Consider the following 22,585-nt stretch of genomic DNA (forward strand, 5'->3'; position numbering starts at 1 on the left):
GGAATGCGAAAGGTTCAAGGGACTTCAGCGACCACTGCCGGAGCCACCGCCGCCCCCACCGCCGCGGCGCAGGGTGCCCACGGTGAGGGGATGGCCGTTGGCGGACGGCGGTGGCGCGGGAACGCCATAGATGAGGCGCTGGGGCGGCAGGGACGTGAGCGGCTCGGCCGTCAGGCGTCCCACGGCGGGCGCAGGTGGCGCCCGTACCATCGCGGGCGTGGGCTCCGCTTCAGCGGGGACCTCTCCCACGGCCTGCTGGAAGTGGCCGGCGATGAACGGCTTGGTGAAGTGCGCGTCCTGGCCCTTGTCGAGCAGCCGGAGCATGTGGGTGGCCTCGGAGACGTGCTCCTTCTCCTCGGCCGCCAGGTGCAGGAAGAACGCGCGGACCTCCGGGTTGGAGGAGTCCTCCGCGAAGGCTTCGTACTCGTTGATGGTTTCGAGTTCGCGTGCCAGCACGGCGCGGATGCGCGCGACGTCGGACCGCTCGGTGTCGGACTTTCCGGCCATTGGGGCGGACCCTCGCAACCCGTGGGGACACCGTCAAGTGAAACAGCGGTCGAAGGGTTTCCTGCTGCATGGCCCAAGACGCTGGACATAGAGTCCGCCCCTTCGTGACCGCCCCTGCTCCCGCGTCGCCTCCGAATCCTGCCTCCCCGGCCGTCACGCCACCCGCCGCCCCCGAGCGTCCGGGAGGGCGGGGCGCGATGCTGGTGGGCATTGGCATCCTGGCGTCGAGGCTGATGGGGCTCGTGCGGGAGCGGGTCTTCGCGCACTACCTGGGCAACGCGGATGCCGCCGCCGTCTTCAAGGCCGCGCTGCGCATCCCCAACTTCCTGCAGAACCTCTTTGGAGAAGGGGTGCTGTCGGGCTCCTTCATCCCCGTGTACGCCCAGTTGCTGGGCAAGAAGGACGCCGAGGAGTCGGATCGGGTGGCGGGCGCGGTGTTCGGCCTGCTGGCGCTGGCGACCTGCGTGATGGTGGCGCTGGGCATGCTCGCCACCCCCCTGTTCGTGGACCTCATCGCCCCGGGCTTCGAGGGCGGCGATCGCGACCTGGCGGTGCGGCTGGTCCGCATCCTGTTCCCCGGCACGGGCTTCCTGGTGCTGAGCGCGTGGTGCCTGGGCATCCTCAACAGCCACCGGCGCTTCCTCCTGTCGTACCTGGCGCCGGTGGTGTGGAACGTCGTCATCATCGCCACGCTGCTGGCGGTGGGCGGCCGGTACACGCAAGGGGGCCGCGTCGCGGAAGAGGCGCTGACGGAGTGGCTGGCCTACGGCGTGGTGGCGGGCAGTTTCTTCCAGTTCGCGGTGCAGGTGCCCACGGTGCTGCGTCTGCTGGGGCGCTTCCGTCCGGCGCTGTCGCTGGCGAGCGCCTCCGTGCGCCAGGTGCTGAAGAGCTTCGGTCCGGTGGTGCTGGGGCGCGGCGTGGTGCAGTTCAGCGCGTGGGTGGACACCGCGTTCGCATCCCTCATCTCCAGCCGCGCGCTGTCCTCGCTCCTCTACGCGCAGACCCTCTACCTCATCCCGGTGAGCCTCTTCGGCATGGCGGTGTCGGCTGCTGAACTGCCGGAGATGGCGCGCGCCACGGGGGAAGGGGAGGCGGACGCGCACGCGAAGCTGCGAAGTCGCATCGACGCGGGCTCGCGGCGGATCGCCTTCTGGGTGGTGCCGTCCGCGGCGGCGCTGCTCTTCCTGGGCGACCTCGTGAGCGGCGCGCTGCTCCAGACGGGCCGCTTCGGCGCGGCGGACTCGCGCTACCTCTGGTACCTGCTGATGGGCGCGGCGGTGGGGCTGGTGGCCTCCACCGTGGGCCGCCTCTACGCCTCCGCCTTCTACGCGTTGAAGGATCCGAAGACGCCCCTGCGCTACGCCGTGGTGCGCGTGAGCCTGGGCACTGTGAAGGCGTACTTCCTGGCGCTGTGGCTGCCGGAGCGGCTGGGCCTGCCCCGGGAGCTGGGCGCGGCCTTCCTCACCCTGTCGAGCGGCATCGTGGCCTGGGTGGAGACCACGCTCCTGCGCCGCAAGCTGAAGCAGCGCGTGGGGCCGGTGGGCCTGCCGGGGGGGCTGCTGGGCCGGTTGTGGGGCGCGGCGGCCGTCGGCGGGCTCGTGGCGCTGGGCGTCAAACAGGGCCTGACCTCCCTCCTGGGCCCCATGCCCGGGGTGGGCGCGCAGTGGGGAGGCACGGTGCTCGTGCCGCCGCACCTGCACCCCGTCTTAGGGCTGGTGGCGGTGGCGGTTCCCTTCGGACTCGTCTACTTCGCGGTGTCCGCCGCGCTGGGCGTCCCCGAGGCGGGCGCGGTCTTCCGCAAGGTGGGTCGGAGGCTGAAGATCATCCGCTAGACGCGGCGCGGCGCCCGGTGGGACGGCTGCCCTCCAGGCGATGCCCGGGAAAGCCAACGGAATGCAGGACAGGCCCCTTTCGGTTGCGATAGGAGGCCGATTGTGAGGGGGAAGTCGGTATGCGGCTTCCTCCCGACATGGCGCACGTGTAATGTGCGCCGCCTTTTTCAAAAGGCCCTGACTTCACGGGAGTCCGGGGTCGAAATCGTCAACGGAAGGTCTCGGCAGTGAGCGACGAGAAGAGCGGCGGTAATTCGGGCGGTCCTGGCGGTTTCGGTCCCAAGAAGCCGAAGGCCACGTTTGGCGACGTGATGCTGGGCATCCCTTCGGGGGGCCAGGGCAACGAGCGCGGCGGTGGCCGTGGCGGCGGAGGCCGTGACGAGCAGCGCGGTCCGGGACGGGAGCGTGGGGCGCGCGATGCACAGTCGCCGCAGCCTCGTCCCCAGGGCGGCGATGCGGGTGCACCTCGTGGTGGACGCCCCGGCGGTGGTGGCGGCGGCGGTGCGGGACGGGGAGGTGGCGGCGGTGAGCGCCGTCCGTCCGGCCCCATGGTGGTCGTGAAGCGGGCCTCCGGCTCCATCGAGACGCGCGCGCTGGAGGGTGACAAGCCCACCGACGCGACCGCGACGGCGGAGCAGACGGGTGCTGAAGCGCAGGCCTCCGCGGCCACGCCGACGCCCACCCCGACGCCGCGTCCGGTGGCTCCGACGCCCTCCAGCCCCCTCTACGAGGAGGTCCAGGAGAACGAGTCCTTCGCCGACATGTTCGAGGCGCAGGTCAAGGACGGTGGCGCTCCTGGCCGCCGTGGCGTTCGCCTGGGCGAGAAGGTCTCCGGCACCATCTTCCAGTTGGGCGCGGACACCGCGTTCGTGTCGCTGGACGGCTCCGGCAAGTCCGAGGCGATGATCGAGCTGCGCGAGCTCAAGGACGACGAGGGCATCCTGCGCTTCGGCGTGGGTGACCGTCTGGACGCGCACGTGGTGGAGATGGGTGCCCGCGGCATCCTGCTCAGCCGCGCGCTCGCCAAGGGCAACGCGTCCATGGCGATGCTGGCCGAGGCGCGTGCCTCCGGCATGCCCGTCGAGGGCATGGTGCTCAGCGTCAACAAGGGCGGCGTGGAAGTCGCCATCGGCGACATGCGCGCCTTCTGCCCGATCAGCCAGTTGGACATCCGCTTCGTGGAGAAGCCGGATCAGTTCATCGGCGAGAAGCTCCAGTTCCGCGTCACCGAGGTCCGGGACCGCAACGTGGTGCTGTCGCGCCGGTCGCTGCTGGAAGACGAGCAGCGCAAGCTGGCGACGGAGACGCGCAAGAGCCTGGCCGTGGGCAAGACGGTCAAGGGCAAGGTCTCCGGCGTGCGCGACTTCGGCGTGTTCGTGGACCTGGGCGGCGTGGAGGGCATGATCCCCGTCTCCGAGCTGTCCTACACGCGCGTGGGTCACCCCAGCGAAGTCGTGAAGCAGGGCGACGACGTGGAGGTGGAGATCCTCCGCATGGAGGAGGGCCAGCCGAACTCCTCCGACAAGGCGAAGCAGAAGGAGCGCATCACGCTCTCGCTTCGCTCCAGCCAGGAGGATCCGTTCAAGAAGGCGCTGGAGGAGCTGCACGAAGGCGACCGCCTGCAGGGCAAGGTCGTCCGGCTGCAGCCGTTCGGTGCGTTCGTGGAGCTGCGCCCGGGCGTGGATGGCCTCGTGCACATCTCCGCGCTGAGCGACCGTCGCATCGCGCACCCGCGTGACGCGGTGAAGGAAGGCGAAGTCATCTGGGTGTCCATCGAGAAGATCGACCCCAACGACAAGCGCATCGGCCTGCGTCGCATCTCCGAGGAGGAGGCGCAGCGTCCTCCCGAGGAGCGTCCGGCGAAGGCGGCTTCGGAAGCCAAGCCCGCGCAGGCCGCGGCGCCGCGCCCCAAGGTGGGCGACGTCGTCACCGGCAAGGTGGATCGGCTGGAGCCCTACGGCGTGTTCCTCGCGTTCCCGGGCGGCAAGGGCCTCATCCCGGCCAGCGAGACGGGCACCGACCGCGGCACGGACATGCGCAAGCACTTCTCCATCGGGCAGGAGCTGAAGGTGGCGATCATCGACATGGATCCCGCCGGGAAGATCCGCCTGTCCATCCCTGGCGCCATCCGCGCCGAGGAGCGCGCCGAGGTCGAGGCGTGGCAGAAGACGCAGAAGCCGGTGGGCTCGGGCAAGAAGGGCTTCGGCACCTTCGCGGATCTGCTGAGCAAGATGGGCAAGTAGTGCGTCACTCGTTCTCGGCGCTCTCTCGCGACAATGCGGAGGGGCGCCGAGAATAGAGTTGACGGTCGCGAGAGGCGGATGTACTTACCCTCTCGTTCTCGCCGCGGGGTGGAGCAGCCTGGTAGCTCGTCGGGCTCATAACCCGAAGGTCGCAGGTTCAAATCCTGCCCCCGCAACTTGAAAAACCAGGGGTCTGGTTGAAATGAAAGACCAGACCCCTGGTGTTCTGTCTCAGAAGCAAAAGCGCAGCACGGTGACGCGGGGTGGAGCAGCCTGGTAGCTCGTCGGGCTCATAACCCGAAGGTCGCAGGTTCAAATCCTGCCCCCGCAACTCTGGAAAGGGCCCCAGTCGAAAGACTGGGGCCCTTTCTGTTTTCAGCGTCTGGGTTTCATGCGTGCGCCCGCTTGCCGGTGAGCCTTCGGGTTCCTGGCCGCGATTCCCTCACCTCACGGATCCGCGAACCTTCGTGGGCACGGCCATGCGTCCGCTTGTGGGCGCTTGCACGCCGGGACTTGCGTTGACGTGCGACCTACTCATCAGTAGGTTACGGTCGGGTAGGTTGTTGATGGCCCGTATTCCGTGGGGTGTGAAGCCATGACGAGCCAGTCCCTTCGCGGTGCGTGGAAGAACGCGGATGCCTTGCGCGGTGCCAGCCGGCTCGCGGTGCAGGCCACCCAGGGTGTGATCGGAATCGTGCGGGAGATGCACTGCACCATCGCCAGTGGCCCCGCGATTCTTGGCAGCCCCCTGGCACGGCCCGTGCGCGCCCTGACGGGGCTGGTCTACGGGACGCTTGAGGGCGTCACGCAGCAGGTCGGAGCGGGCCTCGACACGGTCCTTGCGCAGCTTGCTCCCTGGCTGGGTGACAGCCTTCCCGGGCCGCAGCGGGAGGCGGTGGTCGCCGCGCTGAATGGGGTGCTGGGGGATGCGCTCGACGAGGGGGGCAATCCGCTCGCCATCCCGATGGCGTTCCGGATCCACGGGCAGCCGCTGTCCCTGGAGCCCGCCGCCTTGCGTGCCGCGCTTCCGGGAGCCGCGAGCCGGGTGCTCGTGTTGGTGCACGGCTCGTCGATGAACGATCTGCAGTGGAACCGGCTCGGGCACGACCATGGCGCGGCGCTGGCGCGTGACCTCGGGTACACGCTGCTCTACCTCCACTACAACAGCGGGCTGCACGTCTCCCGCAACGGCCGGGCGTTCTCGGAGTTGCTGGAGCAGCTCGTGGCCGCGTGGCCCGTGCCGCTGGAGGAGCTGACGCTCATCGGCCACAGCATGGGGGGCCTTGTGTCGCGGAGTGCGTGCCTTGACGCGGAAGCGCGGGGGCATGGCTGGCGGCACCGGCTGCGCAAGCTCATCTGTCTTGGCACCCCGCACCATGGCTCGCCGCTGGAGCGCGGTGGGAGCTGGATCGATGTACTGCTCGGCATCAGTCCCTACAGCGCGCCGTTCGCGCGGCTCGGGCGGATCCGGGGGGCGGGTGTCACGGACCTGCGCTTCGGCAACGTGCTGGACGAACACTGGGAGGGGCGGGAGCGCTTCGGATGGGGCGGTGATGTCCGTCGCAAGCTTGCCCTGCCTGACGGAGTGGACTGCTACGCGGTCGCCGCGACCTCCGCGCAGGCTTGGGCGGAGCGGCTTCCCGGCGACGGGCTGGTTCCGGTGGCCAGTGCGCTCGGACGGCACCTCCAGCCGGAGCTGACGCTGCGGTTCCCCGACGCGAATCAGCGGATCATCCTGCGCGCGAACCACCTGGACCTGCTCAACCACCCGGAGGTCTATGACACGCTCCGCACGTGGCTGTCGTCCTGAGCGCCTACACCAGCGGCTGGATGTGATCCGCGATGCGACCGGTGGCGATGAGCTCGCGCAGCTCATCGCCCATGCGCTCGCCTTCCGTCAGCACCTGCTTCCATGCGCGGATGCGTTCATCGTCCTTCAGGCGGGTGAAGTCGACGCGGTCGGGGATGCGCTTGCCGGGCAGTCGCTCCAGGTGCGCGGGCGACGGGGCGATGATCAACGCACGACGGAAGTTGAGCGGCCCCGCGCGGCGCCACTTCAGTGACTTGTCGAACCAGCCGGGCACCACGTACGGATAGAAGTGCGGGTAGAGCACCAGCCCGTCGCCCGCGCCGTAGTCCACGTCCAGGTGGTAGTCGACGACGCCCCCATCCCGGTACGTCCCCGGAGGCGCCCCCGGGATGTCGTGGACCCCCGCGATCACCAGGGGGATGGAGCCGGAGGCCAGCAGGGCAGGGCGCAGGTTGTCTCGTGTCAGCGCGCAGTGCACGGACGGCAGGTCCTTGAGCCCCGCGAACGGGCTGGTATCCCCAGCGGTGTGGAACAACACGCGCTGCATCTGGAGCCCGAGCGTCCGGCGGCTCACCGCGTTCGCCAGGGCCCCGAGCACGAAGCCCGTGAGCTGCGCCCCTGCCTGTTCCACCGCCAGCAATCCCTTGCACCGTGTCGTCACCACATGGAGCCGGGCCCACGGGTGCGTGAGGATCTCCTCCGCGCCGTCTGGACCCAGGAGCGCTTCAAGGACCTGGGCGCTCGTCTGACTGACGAGCGACGGCGGGGGCTTGGGTGGATAGCGCTGATCCAGATAGGCGTCCGCGAACCGCTTCAGCGCGGCCACCGGATTCTTCTGCGCCAGGCACGCCAGCCGCCAGCTCCCGATGGAGCTGCCAATGAGGTGCAGCGGCCGGGTGCGCGGCTGCTGGAGGAGTTCTCCAAACAGCACCTGGTCGATGCCCTCCAGCGCCAACCACTTCGGTCCTCCCGAAGCACCGGGAAGGATGTCCACATCCTCCGCGCGCAGACCGCGTTCACGAAGGATGCGCAAGGCGTCGGGACCGGCCAGCAGGGTGAGGCTTTGGCTCATCGCGGGCGCGGAACCTAGCAGGCCCGTGCCCGGGGACTATTGCTTCCCGTCAGGCGGCTCCGACTCCAGTGGGTTGAGCGTCACCAACCGGTGGCCGTCTTCTTCCGGTTCGCTGCGGACCTCTTCCAATTCCTTCGGACTCCGGGGTGCGCGTTCGGAAAAGTTGTCGTTCTCGAGGTGACGCTGGCGCTGCTCGCTGGTGCCGCCGTAGCCCTCCTGCAGCTTCTTTCCAGCCATGTCCGTGCTCCCTCGCAAGGGGTGAACAGGAACAGTCGTTACGGCACGTGGCGGGCGCAAGCGGAGCCCTGCCTGAATGCTTGGATGCCCCCGGGACGGGGCTCCGGGCCCGCCGCGCCCCCTTACTCCTCCAACGTCCCCACGGAAGGGGAGGCCCCTTCGCGCTCCCGCTGGGCCGACAGGTAGGCAGAGAAGCCCGCCTTGGACTGGATGCGGAACTCGGGGATGCGCGCGAGGACCCTGTTCGTGAACGTGTACTGCTCACATACGAGGCTCGCCCGCAGCGCGCCTTCCGGGCCCCCCGTGAAGGGTTGCACCTCGTGCGCGAGGTCGCCCCGGAAGTGGACCAACATGCCCGGCTCGGGCGCCACGTCACCCCGCGGCTCGTTGTCGCGAAACAGCCGCAGCGCTCCGCCGCGTGCTTCGGGGGGCACGCGCAGGTAGAGCACGCTCACGTGCGCGGGCGTCGCGTGCCGCAAGCCACTGGGCTCCTGCAACGTCGCGTCGATGTGGCGTCCCACGGGCGTCCCCGCGTCCAGCAGCAACAGGTTCAGGTAGAAGGCATTGGGACGGAGCCCAGCGGTGCGGGAGCCGAACCAGCGCCACCGCTTCCGCGGCGCCAGCTCCCGGGCGCTGTCGCCATCGAGGATGCAGCGCAGGTACGCGGACAGGAACGGGAAGCGCTCTTCCAACGTCGCGCGGCCGGCCTGCGTGAAGATGAACGAGAAGCCCCGGCTCGCGCGGAAGGTGCCCATCAGCGGACTGCGCGCGACGAAGCGTGAGCCCAGCAGGGCGTCGCCCAGGGACTCCAGTTCGGCGCGGGGCAGGGCGTCGCGGTGGGTGACGTACTCGGGCACGGGCGCAACGCTAACGCCTTCGCGGGTCCACGAGAATGGCCACTTCCGGGTCGCCTCCCTTCCGGGCGGGCCCCGGCTTCTGAGCCCGCTCCCCGCCGCTACAGGGCCCCCTGCTTCACGAGTTCCTTCGACCGTCCCAGCATGTGGAGCAGCGCCTTCTCCGAACAGTGCATGCCCCCGCCCGCGTGCGCCGCCAGCTCGTCCACGGACTTGAAGTAGCGATCCACCACATGGCCGCGCTCGAAGAGCGCGAGCACCGACGGGTAGATGTACGACGCCCGAGCCACGGCGGGCGTGTTGCCCAGGTGTTCGGACGCCTCACGCACCGCGGCCACCATGCTCTTCTTGATGACGTGCTTCTTCACGAGCCCCGTGTCGCCTTCACGCTTCACGTGCTCTCGGGCCTCGATGCGCTCACGCTCCTTCTGGGACACCACGCGGCCGTTCGCGTCCACGTAGCGGAAGCCACGCGTCATCGTCCCCAACCGGCGCAGCCCCTCGCGGCGCAGCAGCTCCAACTGCGTCAGGCCTTGGGAGGCACGACGGTTCCGCTCTGTTTCCAAGACTGCGAGGTTGGAGCGCATCGCGACCATCCAGGGGCCGGAGGTCCAGGACGCCTGGAGGCTCGGGCTCACCCTGTAGTGCGCAGCCTGCCGCGGACCGGCAATCCCGAGTGCCTCCTGGCTGCATGCTCACCAGACAGGTCGAAAAGCCCCAGGTGGCATTTTCGGATGGGGGTGCAGTCGCTTACACTCCGTTGCGACTCCAAACTCCAACGTTTTTCCGAGGCATGACGACCTTCCTCGACGCCCTGGTGGCGTTTCCGACCGCGATCTTCACCGCCCTGCTCGGGGTGGTGCTGGCTTATTGGCTCTGCGTGATCATCGGCGCGGCGGGCATCGACATGCTGGACGGCGATGCCCACTTCGACCTGGAGAGCGGCGCCAAGGCGGTGAGTGGCGCGTTCGAGGGCGGCGCGAAGGCGGTGAGCGGCGCGTTCGAGGGTGGGGCCAAGGCCACCTCGGGGCTGCTGGAGGGTGGCGCGAAGGCCGTCGCGGGGCATGGCCACGCCGGGCACTCGCACCTGCACGACGCGGAGGCCGCCACCGGATTGCTCGCGGCGCTGGGCTTCGGCGGCATCCCCCTCACGGTGTCCGTGAGCCTGGTGGTCTTCCTGTCCTGGTCGCTGTCGCTGCTGACTGGCCAGATGGCGCACGGTGCGCTCTCCATACTGCCCTCGTGGCTCATCAGCACCGGCCTGGGCCTGGGCTGCTTCGCGGTGGGTACGGTCGTGGCCGGACTCGCGGTGCGTCCCCTGCGGCCCATCTTCATCGCCAAGCGAGCCCCGGGCCGCGAGGCTCTCATGGGCCGCGTGTGCAACATCTCCAGTGGCAGCGTGACGGCGCGCGACGGCCACGCGACCTTCAACGACGGGGCCGCGGGCCTCATCCTCAACGTCGTCTGTGAAAAGCCCAACCAGCTCCGGCGCGGTGAGCCGGCGTTGATCCTCGGCTACGACGCCGAGCGCGGCGTGTACGAGGTGGAGCCGGTGGACTGGCTGCTGCCCCAGGAAATGGAGCAGCTTCGCGATCCGCTCAAGGCAGCGGCCGTCGCGAGGGCCCGCTCGCAGCGATGAACATTGGCGTCCTCCGGGCCTTCCGGACGGGCGCGACAATCGGCACCGGGTGGCTTTCGCGGGGGACCCCGAGTGCTTGGAACAAGGCCCGCCCAATCGACTTCACAGGAAGGCCATGGATCCCATCAGCCTGGCAGCAATCATCGGCGGCGGCATCATCATCCTCTTCGGCATCTTCGTCAGCGTGGCGAAGTTCTACCGCCAGGTGGATCAGGGCAAGGTGCTCATCGTCAACACGATGAAGACGGAGCCCACGGTGACGTTCACCGGCGCCGTCGTCCTCCCCATCGTCCACCGGGCGGAGGTGATGGACATCTCGCTGAAGACGGTCGAAATCGATCGCCGTGGCAAGGAAGGCCTCATCTGCCAGGACAACATCCGGGCGGACATCAAGGTCACCTTCTTCGTGCGCGTGAACAAGACCCGCGAGGACGTGCTCAAGGTCGCCCAGTCCATCGGCTGTGTGCGCGCCAGTGATCAGGAGACGCTGGAGAACCTCTTCGAGGCCAAGTTCTCCGAAGCCCTCAAGACGGTCGGCAAGAGCTTCGACTTCGAGGAGCTCTACACCAAGCGCGATGAGATCAAGGACAAGGTGGTCGGCACCATCGGTCGCGACCTCAACGGCTACATGCTGGAGGACTGCGCCATCGACTTCCTCGAGCAGACCCCGGTGGAGATGCTCGACAAGGACAACATCCTGGACGCCCAGGGCATCCGGAAGATCACCCAGCTCACCACCGAGCAGAACGTCTTCACCAACGAGCTGCGCCAGTCCGAGCGCATGGCCGTGACGAAGCGCGACGTGGAAGCCGACGAGGCCATCTTCGCCCTGCAGCGTCAGCGCGAAGAGGCCGCCGCCAAGCAGCGCCGGGAGATCGACAGCATCCAGGCGCGTGAGACGGCCGAGGCCGACCGCGTGAAGAGCGAGGAGTTCGCCAAGGCGCAGCTCGCGCGCATCAAGGCGGAAGAAGAGATCGCCATCAACGAAGAGAACAAGATGCGCCAGGTGCAGGTGGCGCAGAAGAACCGCGAGCGCGTGGTGGGCGTGGAGACCGAGCGCGTGGAGAAGGACCGCGCCCTGGAAGCCATCAACCGCGAGCGCGAGACGGAGCTGCAGCGCATCTCCAAGGAGAAGGCGCTCGAAGGCGAGAAGAAGGCCATCGCCGACGTGGTGCGCGCCCGCATCGCGGTGGAGAAGACCGTCGCCCAGGAAGAGGAGAACATCAAGGACCTGCGCGTGACGTCGGAGGCGAAGCGCAACAAGGACGCGCTGATCATCGCCGCCCAGGGCCACGCGGAAGAGGCGTCCGTCAAGGACATCCAGGCCGCTGACGCGAGCGCGAAGATCGCCGTCTTCCTCGCCAAGGAGAAGCTGACCCTGGCCGAGGCGGACCTGGAGGCCGCGGACAAGTCGGCCAAGGCGAAGATCCGGCTGGCCGAAGGCATCCAGGCCGAGTCCGCCGCCGCGGGCCTCGCCAGCGTGCGCGTGCGTGAAGCCGACGCCGTCGCCACGGAGAAGCTGGGCATGGCGCAGGTGCGCGTGAAGGAGGCCGAGGCCTCCGTCATCCAGAAGCAGGGCCAGGCGCAGGCCTCCGCCACGCGCGAGAAGCTGCTCGCCGAGGCCTCCGGTCTGGAAGAGAAGGGCATGGCCCACGCCCGCGTGCAGGAGGCGGAAGCCGGCGCCATCCACAAGCGCGGCGAGGCCGAGGCGTTCGCCATGCGCGAGAAGCTGCTCGCCGAGGCTTCCGCCATCCAGGAGAAGCTGATGGCCGAGGCGCGGGGCCTGTCGGAGAAGGCCACCGCGATGAAGGCCCTGGACGGCGTGGGTCGCGAGCACGAGGAGTACCGCCTGCGCCTCAACAAGGAGCGCGACGTGGAGCTGGCGGCCATCAACGTGCGCAAGGACATTGCCCAGGCGCAGGCCCAGGTGCTGGGTCAGGCCTTCGGCAACGCGAAGTTCCAGATCGTCGGCGGCGACGGGAAGTTCTTCGAGAACTTCATCAAGGCCATCTCCTTCGGCAGCTCCGTGGACGGCGCGCTGGACCACAGCGAGACCTTGAAGAAGACGCTCGGCGGCTACCTCAACGGTGAGAAGGACCTGCCGGCGGACCTGAAGGAGATCCTCTCCAAGCCGGGCCTCAGCAACGACGCGCAGAACCTGGCCGTCGCCGCGCTGCTCAACCGGATGTCCTTGAGCCCCACCGCCTCCACGGCCGCCGGCATCAAGGCGCTCGTGCAGACGGAGGCCTCGGCCCTCCTCGAGAAGCAGGGCTAAGGCGCAGGGGTCGTCCTCCGGCGCATCCGCGAACCGCATCCCTTTTCGGTGAACATCCATGGCAACTGACAGCGGCAAGACCCCGGGCACCCCTGTGCCCGGGGGCGAGGCGACGCTGGAGGGCGGCAGCTACGAGGTCATCCGTGCGCGCCTCCACTCCCAGGCGGACGCGCTGGCGACCCAGGCGAACGACCTCAACGGGCGGCGCAAGGCGCTGTTCGGTGGCACGGAACTCACCGTCATTGGCAACGAGCGGGTGCGCACGGAGAACAACTGCGTCCCGCGCGACATCGTCAGCGTCGGGAAGTACCTCCTCTTCGGCTACAACGTCTTCATCGGCCTGAAGAAGGAGACGGTCGTCTCGGACGTCTTCTCGCTGCACCGCTTCGAGAAGACGGCCGAGGGCTTTGACTTGTCCGCCGTGCCTCCCACGGAGGCCGGCGGCTTCCTCGCGGACCCCCGGTTCGTGAAGGACTTCGGAGAGCTGTACAAGTACTACAAGGACGCGAAGCTGTTGCAGTTGCGCCGGCGGGACTCGCGCCTGCTGGCGGTGTTCCAGACGGGCCAGTCCGCGCGCGACCTCAAGGTCTTCCGCTTCAACGTGGACGTGGAGGGCCGCGCCACCTACGTCGACAACCAGGGCGAGCGCGACCACGTCTATCCGGCGTCGCACGACTTCGAGTGGACGGTGGCCACGCGCGAGCAATACGTGCTGGGCCAGCACCCGCACGTCAACGTGCTGGATCAGGTCTTCGTGGAGACGGTGAAGGGCGACCTCACCATCAAGGTCGAGGACAACACCTCCACGGGCCTGGGCATCTACAGCGAGCCGGTGGATGACCCGGATCAGTCGCTGGACGACGCGGAGTTCGCCTGGACGCAGGTGGGCGGCCTCATCCTGCTGCGCGTGCTCCCTTTCCGGGAGAAGGCGCACCGCTACCTGGTCTTCAACGCGCGCACCCAGCACGTGGTGCGCATCGACGCCATCGGGCAGTCCTGCGTGCGGCTGCCGGAGGACCAGGGCATCGTCTTCCCGGGCGGCTACTACCTCCAGACGGGCGACTACAAGGTCTTCGACGGCGCGTCGGAGCAGATGGAGTTCCACCACGCGGTGCGCTCGCCCAACGGGGAGGACGTGCTCTACGTCTTCCACCGCCGGGACGAGGGCAACTACGTGCTGTTCCCGTACAACCTGGTGCGCAAGGAGGTGCAGACGCCGCTGCTGGCCAACGGCATGAGCATCTTCGCGGACGGTGGGCTGGTGGTATTTCGCGCCACCTCGCAGGAGCCCACGCGCGTGCACCCCATGCAGGTGTGGCAGACGCCGTTCGTCTCCGACGAGCACGCGGCGCAACTGCCCCCCGCGCCGGGCTACCTGGGCAAGGTAGGCAACGCGGAATTGGTGCGCGGCATCAGCGATGCGCTGACGCTGCCGCGCGTGGCGAAGACGGACAAGCCCACGCGCCGCACCTACGAGGACCTGGTGTCCGCGGCCACGCGAGCGCTGGATGCGTACTACTGGCTGAACCACGCGGAGGTCGGGCTCCAGGAGCCCATTGAGCTCTTGCGGCGCACCTCCGAGCTCATCATCGATGAGTTCGAGAAGGTCCTCGCGATGCGCAAGCGCGCGGAGGAGGCGCTCGCGCAGGCGGTGACGGCGCAGGACACGCTCCTGCTCCAGTCTCAGCCGGAGGGGCTCACCGACGCGGAGGGTTTCATGCGGGCGCTGGCGGAGCTGCGCCGGCACCGCGGGCACCTCATCACCCTGAAGGACATCCGCTACATGGACCTGGGGCGCGTGGACGCCCTGGAGCAGGCGGTGGTGGCCGCGTCCGACGCAGTGAGCACCGCGTGCGTGGACTTCCTCCAGAAGGGCGAGGCCCTGCAACCGCTGGCCACCCGACTGGACGGCCTGCTGGAGCGGCTGGAGCCCGTCACCACGACGGCGGAGCTGGCGCCGCTGGTGGAGGATGTGGAGCGCACCGGCCAGGGCCTGGAGGTGCTGGGCGAGGTGGTGGGCGGCCTCCAGGTGGGCGACCCGCTGGCGCGCGCCCGCATCCTGGAGGGCATCTCCGAACTGTTCAGCCGCCTGAACCGCGTCCGCGCGGGACTCCAGGCGCGGCGCAAGGAGCTGAGCAGCCGGGAGAAGCGCGCGGAGTTTGGCGCGCAGTTCAAGCTGCTGGGCCAGAGCATCGAGAACGCGCTGTCGCAGTCGGATGCGCCGGAGAAGTGCGACGAGGCGCTGTCGCGGCTCACGGTGATGCTGGAGGAGCTGGAGGGCCGCTTCGGCGAGTTCGACGAGTTCCTGGGACAGATCACCCAGAAGCGCGAGGAGCTGCTGGAGGCCTTTGGCGCGCGCAAGCAGTCGCTGGTGGACGAACGCCAGCGCCGCGCCTCCGGCCTCTTCAGCGCCGCGGAGCGCATCCTCCAGGGTGTGCAGCGCCGGGCGAAGGCATTCAAGGCGGACGACGAACTCAACGCCTACTTCGCGTCCGACGCGATGATCCTCAAGCTGCGGCAGCTGGCCGAACAGCTCCTGGCGCTGCAGGACAGCGTGCGCTCGGACGAGGTGATGTCGCGGGTGAAGTCCGCGAAGCAGGACGCCCTGCGCGCGCTGCGCGACCGGCAGGACCTGTTCGAGGGCGGCGAGGGGCTGATCAAACTGGGGCCCTACCGCTTCCACGTCAACACGCAGCCCCTGGACCTGACGCTGGTGCCGCGCGACGGCGCGCTGTACCTCCAGCTCACCGGCTCCGACTACACGCAGAAGCTGGAGGACCCGGAGCTGCTCAAGTACCGGGAGCTGTGGGAGCAGCACCTCGTCTCCGAGACGCGCGACGTCTACCGCGCGGAGTACCTGGCAGCGGCCCTGCTGATGGACGCGGAGGAGGGCAGGGGCGGCCTGACGCTCGCGGCGCTGTACGAGGCCGGCGCGCAGGGCCACCTGCTGGAGCGCGTCCGGGCGTACTCAGCGGACCGCTTCGATGAGGGCTACGAGCGCGGCGTGCATGACGCGGACGCGGTGAGCCTCCTGGAGAAGCTGCTCGCGCTGCACCAGGGCGCGGGCCTGCTGCGCTTCGCCCCGGTGCCCCGCGCCTGGGCCGCGCTCTACTGGGCGTTCGACACGGACGACACGCTCCGGGGCGTGTTCCACCGTCGCGCGCAGAGCCTCGCGCGGCTGCGCCAGGCGTTCGACACGTCGTCGGACCTGGTGGCGCTGGGCGATGAGCTGGGCGAACAGGTGCTCGCGTTCCTCAAGGGGCACGGGCTCACGGCGTCGCCCGCGGAAGGACGTCAGGCGGGCCGCTACCTCGTGGAGGAGCTGGCGGTGGCGAACCCCCGCTTCACCACCAGCCGCGAGGCGCTGGCGGTGCAGGAGGCCTTCCTCGCGCACCTGGACCGGCACGGTTCGCGCACCGCGTTCGACGAGGACCTGCGCGGCCTGGAGAAGAACCTGCCGGAGCGTCTGCGCATCGCGCGGGCCTGGGTGGACGCGTTCCTCGCGAAGCGCGAGGGGGGCGCGGGCGACGCGGCCTACGTGTCGCTGGAGACGGCGGTGGTGCTCATCACCGAGCGCAAGCTGGACCGCGAGACGGCGGGCGCCATCACGTCCTCGGAGGCCACGGGCCTCCTGGGCAGCCACCCGCGCGTGCAGGACCGCAAGCTGCCGCTGCGCCTGGATGAGTTCCTGTCCCGGCTGGGCGAGTTCCGTCAGGTGCGCGTGCCCGCGTATGCGGCCTACCGCGCGTACCTGCGCGACCTGCTGGACAAGGAGCGGCGCAAGCTGCGGCTGGAGGAGCTGACGCCCAAGGTGCTCACGAGCTTCGTGCGCAACCGGCTCATCGACGAGGTGTACCTGCCGCTCATCGGCGCCAACCTGGCCAAGCAGTTGGGCGCGGCGGGCGAGGGCAAGCGCACGGACCGCATGGGCATGCTGCTGCTCATGTCGCCGCCCGGCTACGGCAAGACGACGCTGATGGAGTACGTGGCCAGCCGCCTGGGCCTCACCTTCGTGAAGGTGAACGGTCCCGCGCTGGGCCATTCGGTGAAGTCGTTGGATCCGGCGGAGGCGCCCAACGCCACCTCGCGGCAGGAGGTGGAGCGCATCAACCTGTCCTTCGAGATGGGCAACAACGTGATGCTCTACCTCGACGACATCCAGCACACGGATCCGGAGCTGCTCCAGAAGTTCATCTCCCTCTGCGATGGCCAGCGCCGCGTGGAGGGTGTCTGGAATGGCCAGACGCGCACGTACGACCTGCGCGGCAAGAAGTTCTGCGTGGTGATGGCGGGCAACCCGTACACGGAGACGGGTGAGCGCTTCCGCATCCCGGACATGCTCGCCAACCGCGCGGACACGTACAACCTGGGCGACATCCTGGACGGCAAGGAGGACCTGTTCGCGCTCAGCTACCTGGAGAACTCGCTCACCTCCAACCCGGTGCTGGCGCCGCTGGCCACGCGCGACCCGCAGGACGTGCACCGCCTCATCCGGATGGCGAAGGGGGAGGACGTCCCTTCCGGCGAGCTGAAGCACGGCTACGCGGCGGCGGAGCTCCAGGAGATCATCGCCGTCCTCCAGCGGCTGTTCCGGGTGCAGCAGGTGCTGCTCAAGGTGAACCTCCAGTACATCGCCTCCGCCGCGCAGGACGAGCGCTACCGCACGGAGCCGCCGTTCAAGTTGCAGGGCAGCTACCGCAACATGGGCAAGATGGCGGAGAAGGTCGTCTCCGCGATGACGGACGACGAGCTGGAGCGCCGCATCGACGACCACTACCAGGGCGAATCGCAGACGCTCACCACCGCCGCGGAGCAGAACCTGCTCAAGCTGGCGGAGATGCGAGGGCGCCTGACGCCGGAGAAGGCGAAGCGCTGGGAGGAGATCAAGCAGGGCTTCGCCCGCGTGAAGCGCATGGGGGGCAAGGAGGATGACCCCGTGGCGCGCGTCACCGGCCAGCTGGGCGCCATCGAGGAGCAGTTGGGCGCGGTGCGCGACGCCGTGGTCCAGGCCGCCGCGCAGGCGGGCAGCGCTCCGGACGTGGACCCCATGGTGGAGGTGGCCCCGCACCTGGAGGCCCTGCGCGAGGCCGTGCTGGAGGTGGCTCGCGTCGGACGCGAGAGGGCCGCGAAGCCGCCTCCGCTTCCTCCGGCCCCGGTGGTCGTCCCGTCCGCTCCGGCGACGGACCTGACGCCATACGTCAAGCACCTGGCCCAGCTGCTCAAGGCCCTCACGGAACGCGTGGCGGCCCAGGCCGATGCCGAACCGCCCACGTTGAGGAATGTCCCGCTGGCCGCGCCGGCCCCCGACTTCGGGCCGTACCTGGCGCAGCTCTCCCACGCCATCACCGCCCTGGCGGACCGGCCGGTGTCCGTGTCCATGCCGACGCCGTCCCCGGCGGAGTCGCTCCAGCGCGCGGCGAGCGGTCCTTCTCCGGCGGAGCTGAGCCGACAGATTGAGCTGGTGGAAGGGGCGCTCCTGCCGCTGGAGCGCGCCGCCCGCCGCAACGTGCAGGGCGAAGGGGAGGGCATCAAGGCCCTCCAGGTCTGGCAGGGCATCACGGAAGCGCTGGAGCTGCTGCGCGGCATGCTGCGGCGTTAGCGCGGGCCTCGCGCGCCATGGGGGCACCGCACCCATGGCGCACGACGGGCCAGGCCCGGTTCATTCGCCGCGAAGCTCGTCGACGGTCAGACCGCGCACGGCGATCAGCAGGTCTCCGGAGAGTGCCTGGAGCCGCGCGGCCAACGGCGCGGCTTCTTGTGGCTGGCCGTCCTCGGCGCGGTCCTCGATCTGGGAGGCAAGGTCGCCGGCGAGGCTTGAAAAGGTGGCCAGCACTCCCGACAGCTTGTGCGCGCATTGCCGCAGCCGGGGCGCGTCGTTGTCGCGGATCGCCTCGTCGAGCGAAGCGAGGTCGACGGGCAGGCGCGCGATGAGCGCATCGCAGAGCTTCGTGAGCAGTGAAGCGTCCTCTCCGCACGCCGACAGCAGGACCGGGGCATCCAGGAGCTGTCGGAGCGCCCGACGGCGGTCCAGGCGCTCGAGCACCGCCCAGAGGTCGTTGGCGATGATGGGCTTGGTCAGGAAGTCGTCCATGCCCGCCGCCAGACAGCGCTCGCGATCCTGCCGGCGTGAGCGTGCCGTCACCGCCACCACCGGCAGGTGCGCGCCCGTCGACTGTTCGCGCTGACGAATGCTCCGGATGACCTCGAACCCATCCAGCTCGGGCATGTGCAGGTCCAGGAGCAGAAGGTCATAGGTGTCCGCTTCGAGCCGCTTCAGCGCGTCGAAGCCGCTGGCGGCGTACTGCACGTCGTGCCCGCGCCGGGTCAGCAACTGGCGGAGGAGCTGCGCACCGAAGTCGTCATCCTCGGCGATGAGGATGCGCAAGGGGTGGGTGGGCGATGCGACGACTTCCGTGGTGCCCGCTGTCACGGGAGGTGTTGGGTCCAACACGGGCGCTTGGGGGGCACTGCCCAGGACGTGGTGGAGGGTCTCCAGCAACTCGTCCTGGGGCACGGGCTTGAGCAGATGCGCTTCGATCTTCAGCTCGCGCATCCGGCCGGCCTCTCCAGGCCGATCCGCCGAGGTGAGCAGCACGATGCGGCTCCCGGCCAGCTCGGAGCGCTCGCGAATCTTCGCCGCGAGGCTCAAGCCGTCGATGTCCGGCATCCTGAAATCCAGCAGCACCAGCGCGTACGGTCGGCCCGTGGCCACCCCGTGCCAGAGCGCATCCATCGCCGCGATGCCGTCACCGACCCCGGTGGGCTCCATCTTCCAGGCACGCAGCCACTCTTCGACGATGCGCCGGTTCACCGCGTTGTCGTCGACCACGAGCACCCGCAGGCCCCGCAGGAGCGGCAGCGGTCGGGGCAGGGGCGGGTCCGTCGGCGCCGAATGCCGTCCGAAGCGCGCGGTGAACGTGAAGGTGCTTCCGCGCCCTGGCTCGCTCTCCACCTGGATGTCGCCCTCCATCAGCCCGATCAACCGCGCGGCGATGGTGAGCCCCAGGCCCGTACCGCCGTACTTCCTGCTGGTGGACGCGTCCTCCTGCTCGAAGGCGCGAAAGATGGCGGTCTGTTTGTCGGTGGAGATGCCGATGCCGGTGTCGCGCACGGAGAACCGGAGCGAGACCTGCTCGGGGGAAGCGCTCGCGACCTCCACCTGCATCACCACCTCCCCCTGGGCGGTGAACTTGATGGCATTGCCCACGAGGTTGATGACGATCTGTCGCAGGCGGCCCGCATCACCGACCAGCGCGTCGGGGACGTCCGCGTGCACGTTGCAGACGAGTTCGAGCCCCTTGCGATGCGCGCGGACGGCGAGCGCGCGCAGGGTGTCACCGATCGCGGAGCGCAGGCCGAAGTCCGCCGCATCCAGGGCCAGCTTGCCGGCTTCGATCTTCGAGAAGTCGAGCAGGTCGTTGATGATCCCCAGCAGGTTGCCCGTGGCCGACTTCACTGTCTTGAGCGACTGACGCTGGGACTGGGTGAGGTGGGTGTCGAGGACCAGCTCCGTCATCCCGAGGATCGCATTCATCGGGGTGCGGATTTCATGGCTGACGTTCGCGAGAAACTCGTCCTTGGCGCGGTTGGCCTGCTCCGCCAGCGCGCGCGCCTGCCGCAGCTCCTCCTCGAGCTGCTTTCGCCGCGAGACATCGTGCACGATGCTCACGATGTACGAGGCGGTTCCGTCGTGGGTAGGCACTCGCGAGGACGTGACGCTGAGCCAGATCGTCCTGCCGTCCTTGCGAATGAACCGGTGCTCGATGCTGTAGGTCGAGATCTCATTCCGGCTCAGCGAAAGGAAATGGCCGAGCGCATGCTCGAGATCCTCCGGGTGCGCGAGCCGGGTGGGTTCGAGGACCAGGAGCTCTTCGGCGGAGTACCCCGTGATCTCGCAGTAGGCGCGATTGAAGTGCCTCAACCCGTGCCCCGGATCCACATGGACCAGGCCCGCGGGAGCATGCTCGAACGTCGCGCGGTAGCGCTCCTGGCTGCGCGCGAGCGCGGCCTCGGCCTCCTTGCGATCCGTGATGTCGATGCTCACACCCAGGAAGTGGCGCGCACGCCCCTGAGCGTCGCGCAGCGCCGTGCCCCGACTGAGGATCCACCGGTACGTGCCGTCGTGCTGCCGGACGCGGACCTCGACCTCGTGAGCCGGCGCTTCACCGCGCAGATACGCGGCGGTGACCTGCTTCACCCGCTCCACATCGTCGGGGTGCCAGAGCGCCAGACGATCCGCCATCGTCCGCGGGCCCTCGGCCGGGTAGCCGAGCGGTTCCCAGACGTTCACCGCCGACAGGCGGCCGTTCGCGATGTTCTCGTCCGTCAGCTGGGTTTCCCAGACGCCAATGGTCGACCCCTGGAGCGCGAAGCGCAGCCGCTCGAGCAGCCCGTCGCTGGCGTCGAGGAGGTGGGGTTTCGCCGATGGAAGATCGTCCTCGACGGGCAGGTTTTTTGGGGGCATGGGAGGCTGTTCGCGATGATGCCCGACATCAAGCAGGCTGCGTAGTCGCACACTCCGAGGGTGCACCGCATGGCGGATGTTCTTCTCATCGACGACGACGCGGCGGTCATCCCCGCCCAGGTCCGACAGCTCTTCCCAGCCCCTGCACACCGCGTGCGATGGGCGAGCACGGGGCGGGATGGCCTGGCGAGCGTGCGCCGCGAGACGCCCGACGTCATCCTGCTCGACCTGATGTTGCCGGATCAGTCGGGTCTGGAGGTGTACCAGCAGATCCGCGCCATCGACGCCCGCATTCCCGTCGTCTTCATCACCATGGCCAAGACGGCGGACACGGCCATCGAGGCGATGAAGCATGGCGCCTTCAACTACCTCCACAAGCCGCTCGACCTCGCGCAGCTGGGCCAGACGGTCCGCGAAGCCTGTGAAGTGGCCCGGCGCATGCGGTCACCGGTGCTGCTCAACGAGGAGCCTCCCGACGAGCGCGCGGAGGGATCGCTGATCGGCGGTTGTCCGGCGATGCTGGAGGTCTACAAATCCATCGGCCGGGTGGCCGCGCAGGACGTGACGGTCTTGCTCACCGGCGAGAGCGGCACGGGCAAGGAGCTGGTCGCGCGGGCGCTCTACCAGCACAGCGCCCGCTCGAAGGCGCCCTTCCTCGCGCTGAACTGCGCGGCCATTCCCGAACACCTGCTCGAAAGCGAGCTCTTCGGCCACGAGAAGGGCGCCTTCACCGGCGCGGACCGTCGGCGCATCGGCAAGTTCGAGCAGTGCAACGGGGGAACGCTGCTGCTCGATGAGGTGGGAGACATGCCGCTCGCGTTGCAGGCCAAGATCCTGCGGGTCCTCCAGGAGCGCACGTTCGAACGCGTGGGCGGCAACGAGACGATCCACACTGACGTGCGGGTGATCGCCTCGACGCACCGGGACCTCGCGCGGCTGTCCACCCAGGAGCGGTTCCGGGCGGATCTCTTCTACCGGCTCGGCGTGTTCTCCATCCACCTGCCGCCCCTGCGCGAGCGGGGCGACGACGTGGCGACCCTGGCCCGGCACTACGTCCGCCGCTTCAGCGCGGAGCTGGGCCGCGACATTCGTGAGATTCCGCCGGAGACCCTGGCGCTGCTGGCCGCCCATCCCTGGCAGGGCAACGTGCGTGAGCTTCAGAGCGTGCTCAAGCAGGCCCTGCTCAAGGCGAGCGGCACGGTGCTGTTGCCGTTGTTCCTGCCATCGCTGCTCAATCCGGTCAGGTCCCCCGGCGCGGGCGTCGCGCCGATGGTGCTCGAGGACTTCATCCAAAAGCGGCTGGCGCTGAAGACAACACACCTCTACGCCGAAGCCCACGACGAGCTCGACCGGTTCCTGCTCACCGCCGTGCTCGAGTCCTCGCAGGGCAACCAGAGCCAGGCCGCGCGGACGCTCGGCGTCTCTCGCCAGACCTTGCGGTTGAAGCTTCGGGCCCTGTTTCCGAACGGCACGGAGCCCTCGGGCGAGGATGGCTCCGACCCGGACCTGGCTTCGAACTGAGCAACTGGAAGGAAACTGGCCAGCAGTGCGCGGGTCTCCGCACCCAAGTGCGTGGAATCGCTCCGTGGGTCGTGTGGCATGTCCACTGCAAAGTGGCTCCGTGGACAAGCCTCACCCCCTCCAGGAGCGAC

General features: G+C 69.0%; 14 protein-coding genes and 2 tRNA genes. 10 read left to right on the forward strand and 6 right to left on the reverse strand.

Going from position 1 to position 22,585, the window contains the following annotated elements:
• Positions 1-24: 24 nt before the first annotated feature.
• Entirely contained in the window at positions 25-507 is a 483-nt protein-coding gene (locus tag OV208_RS37160; RefSeq protein WP_267578697.1) for a ferritin family protein, read from the reverse strand.
• Between the two features lie 197 nt (positions 508-704).
• On the opposite strand from OV208_RS37160, the gene murJ reads away from it, so the two are divergent.
• The 6 genes from murJ to OV208_RS37190 all read left to right on the forward strand — a co-directional run bounded on the left by murJ (position 705) and on the right by OV208_RS37190 (position 6,392).
• Positions 705-2,339: a murein biosynthesis integral membrane protein MurJ gene (murJ, locus tag OV208_RS37165; RefSeq protein WP_420715086.1), complete on the forward strand. Its 1,635-nt coding sequence runs from the start codon at positions 705-707 to the stop codon at positions 2,337-2,339.
• Positions 2,340-2,693: 354 nt separating this feature from the next.
• Entirely contained in the window at positions 2,694-2,900 is a 207-nt protein-coding gene (locus OV208_RS37170) for a hypothetical protein (RefSeq protein ID WP_267578699.1), read from the forward strand.
• A complete protein-coding gene (locus OV208_RS37175; protein ID WP_267578700.1) occupies positions 2,888-4,582 on the forward strand; it encodes a S1 RNA-binding domain-containing protein in 1,695 nt (564 codons plus the stop codon). The genes OV208_RS37170 and OV208_RS37175 overlap by 13 nt, the downstream gene beginning before the upstream one ends.
• A gap of 102 nt (positions 4,583-4,684) precedes the next feature.
• Positions 4,685-4,758: transfer RNA gene (locus tag OV208_RS37180), tRNA-Met, on the forward strand.
• An 81-nt stretch (positions 4,759-4,839) separates the two neighbouring features.
• Positions 4,840-4,913: transfer RNA gene (locus OV208_RS37185), tRNA-Met, on the forward strand.
• A gap of 264 nt (positions 4,914-5,177) precedes the next feature.
• Positions 5,178-6,392 (forward strand): esterase/lipase family protein, encoded by a 1,215-nt coding sequence (locus OV208_RS37190; RefSeq protein ID WP_267578701.1) that lies wholly within the window; start codon positions 5,178-5,180, stop codon positions 6,390-6,392.
• Between the two features lie 4 nt (positions 6,393-6,396).
• Here OV208_RS37190 and OV208_RS37195 read toward each other — a convergent pair whose 3' ends face one another.
• The 4 genes from OV208_RS37195 to OV208_RS37210 form a co-directional block, all read right to left on the reverse strand.
• Complete coding sequence (locus OV208_RS37195) at positions 6,397-7,464, reverse strand: patatin-like phospholipase family protein (protein ID WP_267578702.1); 1,068 nt, start codon at positions 7,462-7,464, stop codon at positions 6,397-6,399.
• A gap of 36 nt (positions 7,465-7,500) precedes the next feature.
• Positions 7,501-7,701, reverse strand: a complete 201-nt coding sequence (locus OV208_RS37200) for a hypothetical protein (RefSeq protein ID WP_267578703.1) — start codon at positions 7,699-7,701, stop codon at positions 7,501-7,503.
• A gap of 122 nt (positions 7,702-7,823) precedes the next feature.
• Positions 7,824-8,558, reverse strand: a complete 735-nt coding sequence (locus OV208_RS37205) for a 2OG-Fe(II) oxygenase (protein ID WP_267578704.1) — start codon at positions 8,556-8,558, stop codon at positions 7,824-7,826.
• A 98-nt stretch (positions 8,559-8,656) separates the two neighbouring features.
• Complete coding sequence (locus OV208_RS37210; protein ID WP_267578705.1) at positions 8,657-9,142, reverse strand: hypothetical protein; 486 nt, start codon at positions 9,140-9,142, stop codon at positions 8,657-8,659.
• Positions 9,143-9,348: 206 nt separating this feature from the next.
• Between OV208_RS37210 and OV208_RS37215 the strand changes: the two genes are divergently transcribed.
• The 3 genes from OV208_RS37215 (at position 9,349) to OV208_RS37225 (ending at position 18,068) form a co-directional block, all read left to right on the forward strand.
• Positions 9,349-10,194, forward strand: coding sequence for a hypothetical protein (locus OV208_RS37215; RefSeq protein WP_267578706.1), 846 nt, complete (start codon positions 9,349-9,351; stop codon positions 10,192-10,194).
• Between the two features lie 115 nt (positions 10,195-10,309).
• Positions 10,310-12,469, forward strand: a complete 2,160-nt coding sequence (locus OV208_RS37220; RefSeq protein ID WP_267578707.1) for a flotillin family protein — start codon at positions 10,310-10,312, stop codon at positions 12,467-12,469.
• A 58-nt stretch (positions 12,470-12,527) separates the two neighbouring features.
• Positions 12,528-18,068: a DNA repair ATPase gene (locus OV208_RS37225; protein WP_267578708.1), complete on the forward strand. Its 5,541-nt coding sequence runs from the start codon at positions 12,528-12,530 to the stop codon at positions 18,066-18,068.
• Between the two features lie 60 nt (positions 18,069-18,128).
• Here OV208_RS37225 and OV208_RS37230 read toward each other — a convergent pair whose 3' ends face one another.
• A complete protein-coding gene (locus tag OV208_RS37230) occupies positions 18,129-20,933 on the reverse strand; it encodes a hybrid sensor histidine kinase/response regulator (RefSeq protein WP_267578709.1) in 2,805 nt (934 codons plus the stop codon).
• 69 nt (positions 20,934-21,002) lie between these two features.
• Here OV208_RS37230 and OV208_RS37235 point away from each other — a divergent pair, with 69 nt between their 5' ends.
• Positions 21,003-22,454, forward strand: a complete 1,452-nt coding sequence (locus OV208_RS37235; protein WP_267578710.1) for a sigma-54-dependent transcriptional regulator — start codon at positions 21,003-21,005, stop codon at positions 22,452-22,454.
• Positions 22,455-22,585: the final 131 nt, after the last annotated feature.

The sequence above is a fragment of the Corallococcus sp. bb12-1 genome, assembly GCF_026626765.1.
GTDB classification, from domain to species: Bacteria; Myxococcota; Myxococcia; order Myxococcales; family Myxococcaceae; genus Corallococcus; species Corallococcus terminator.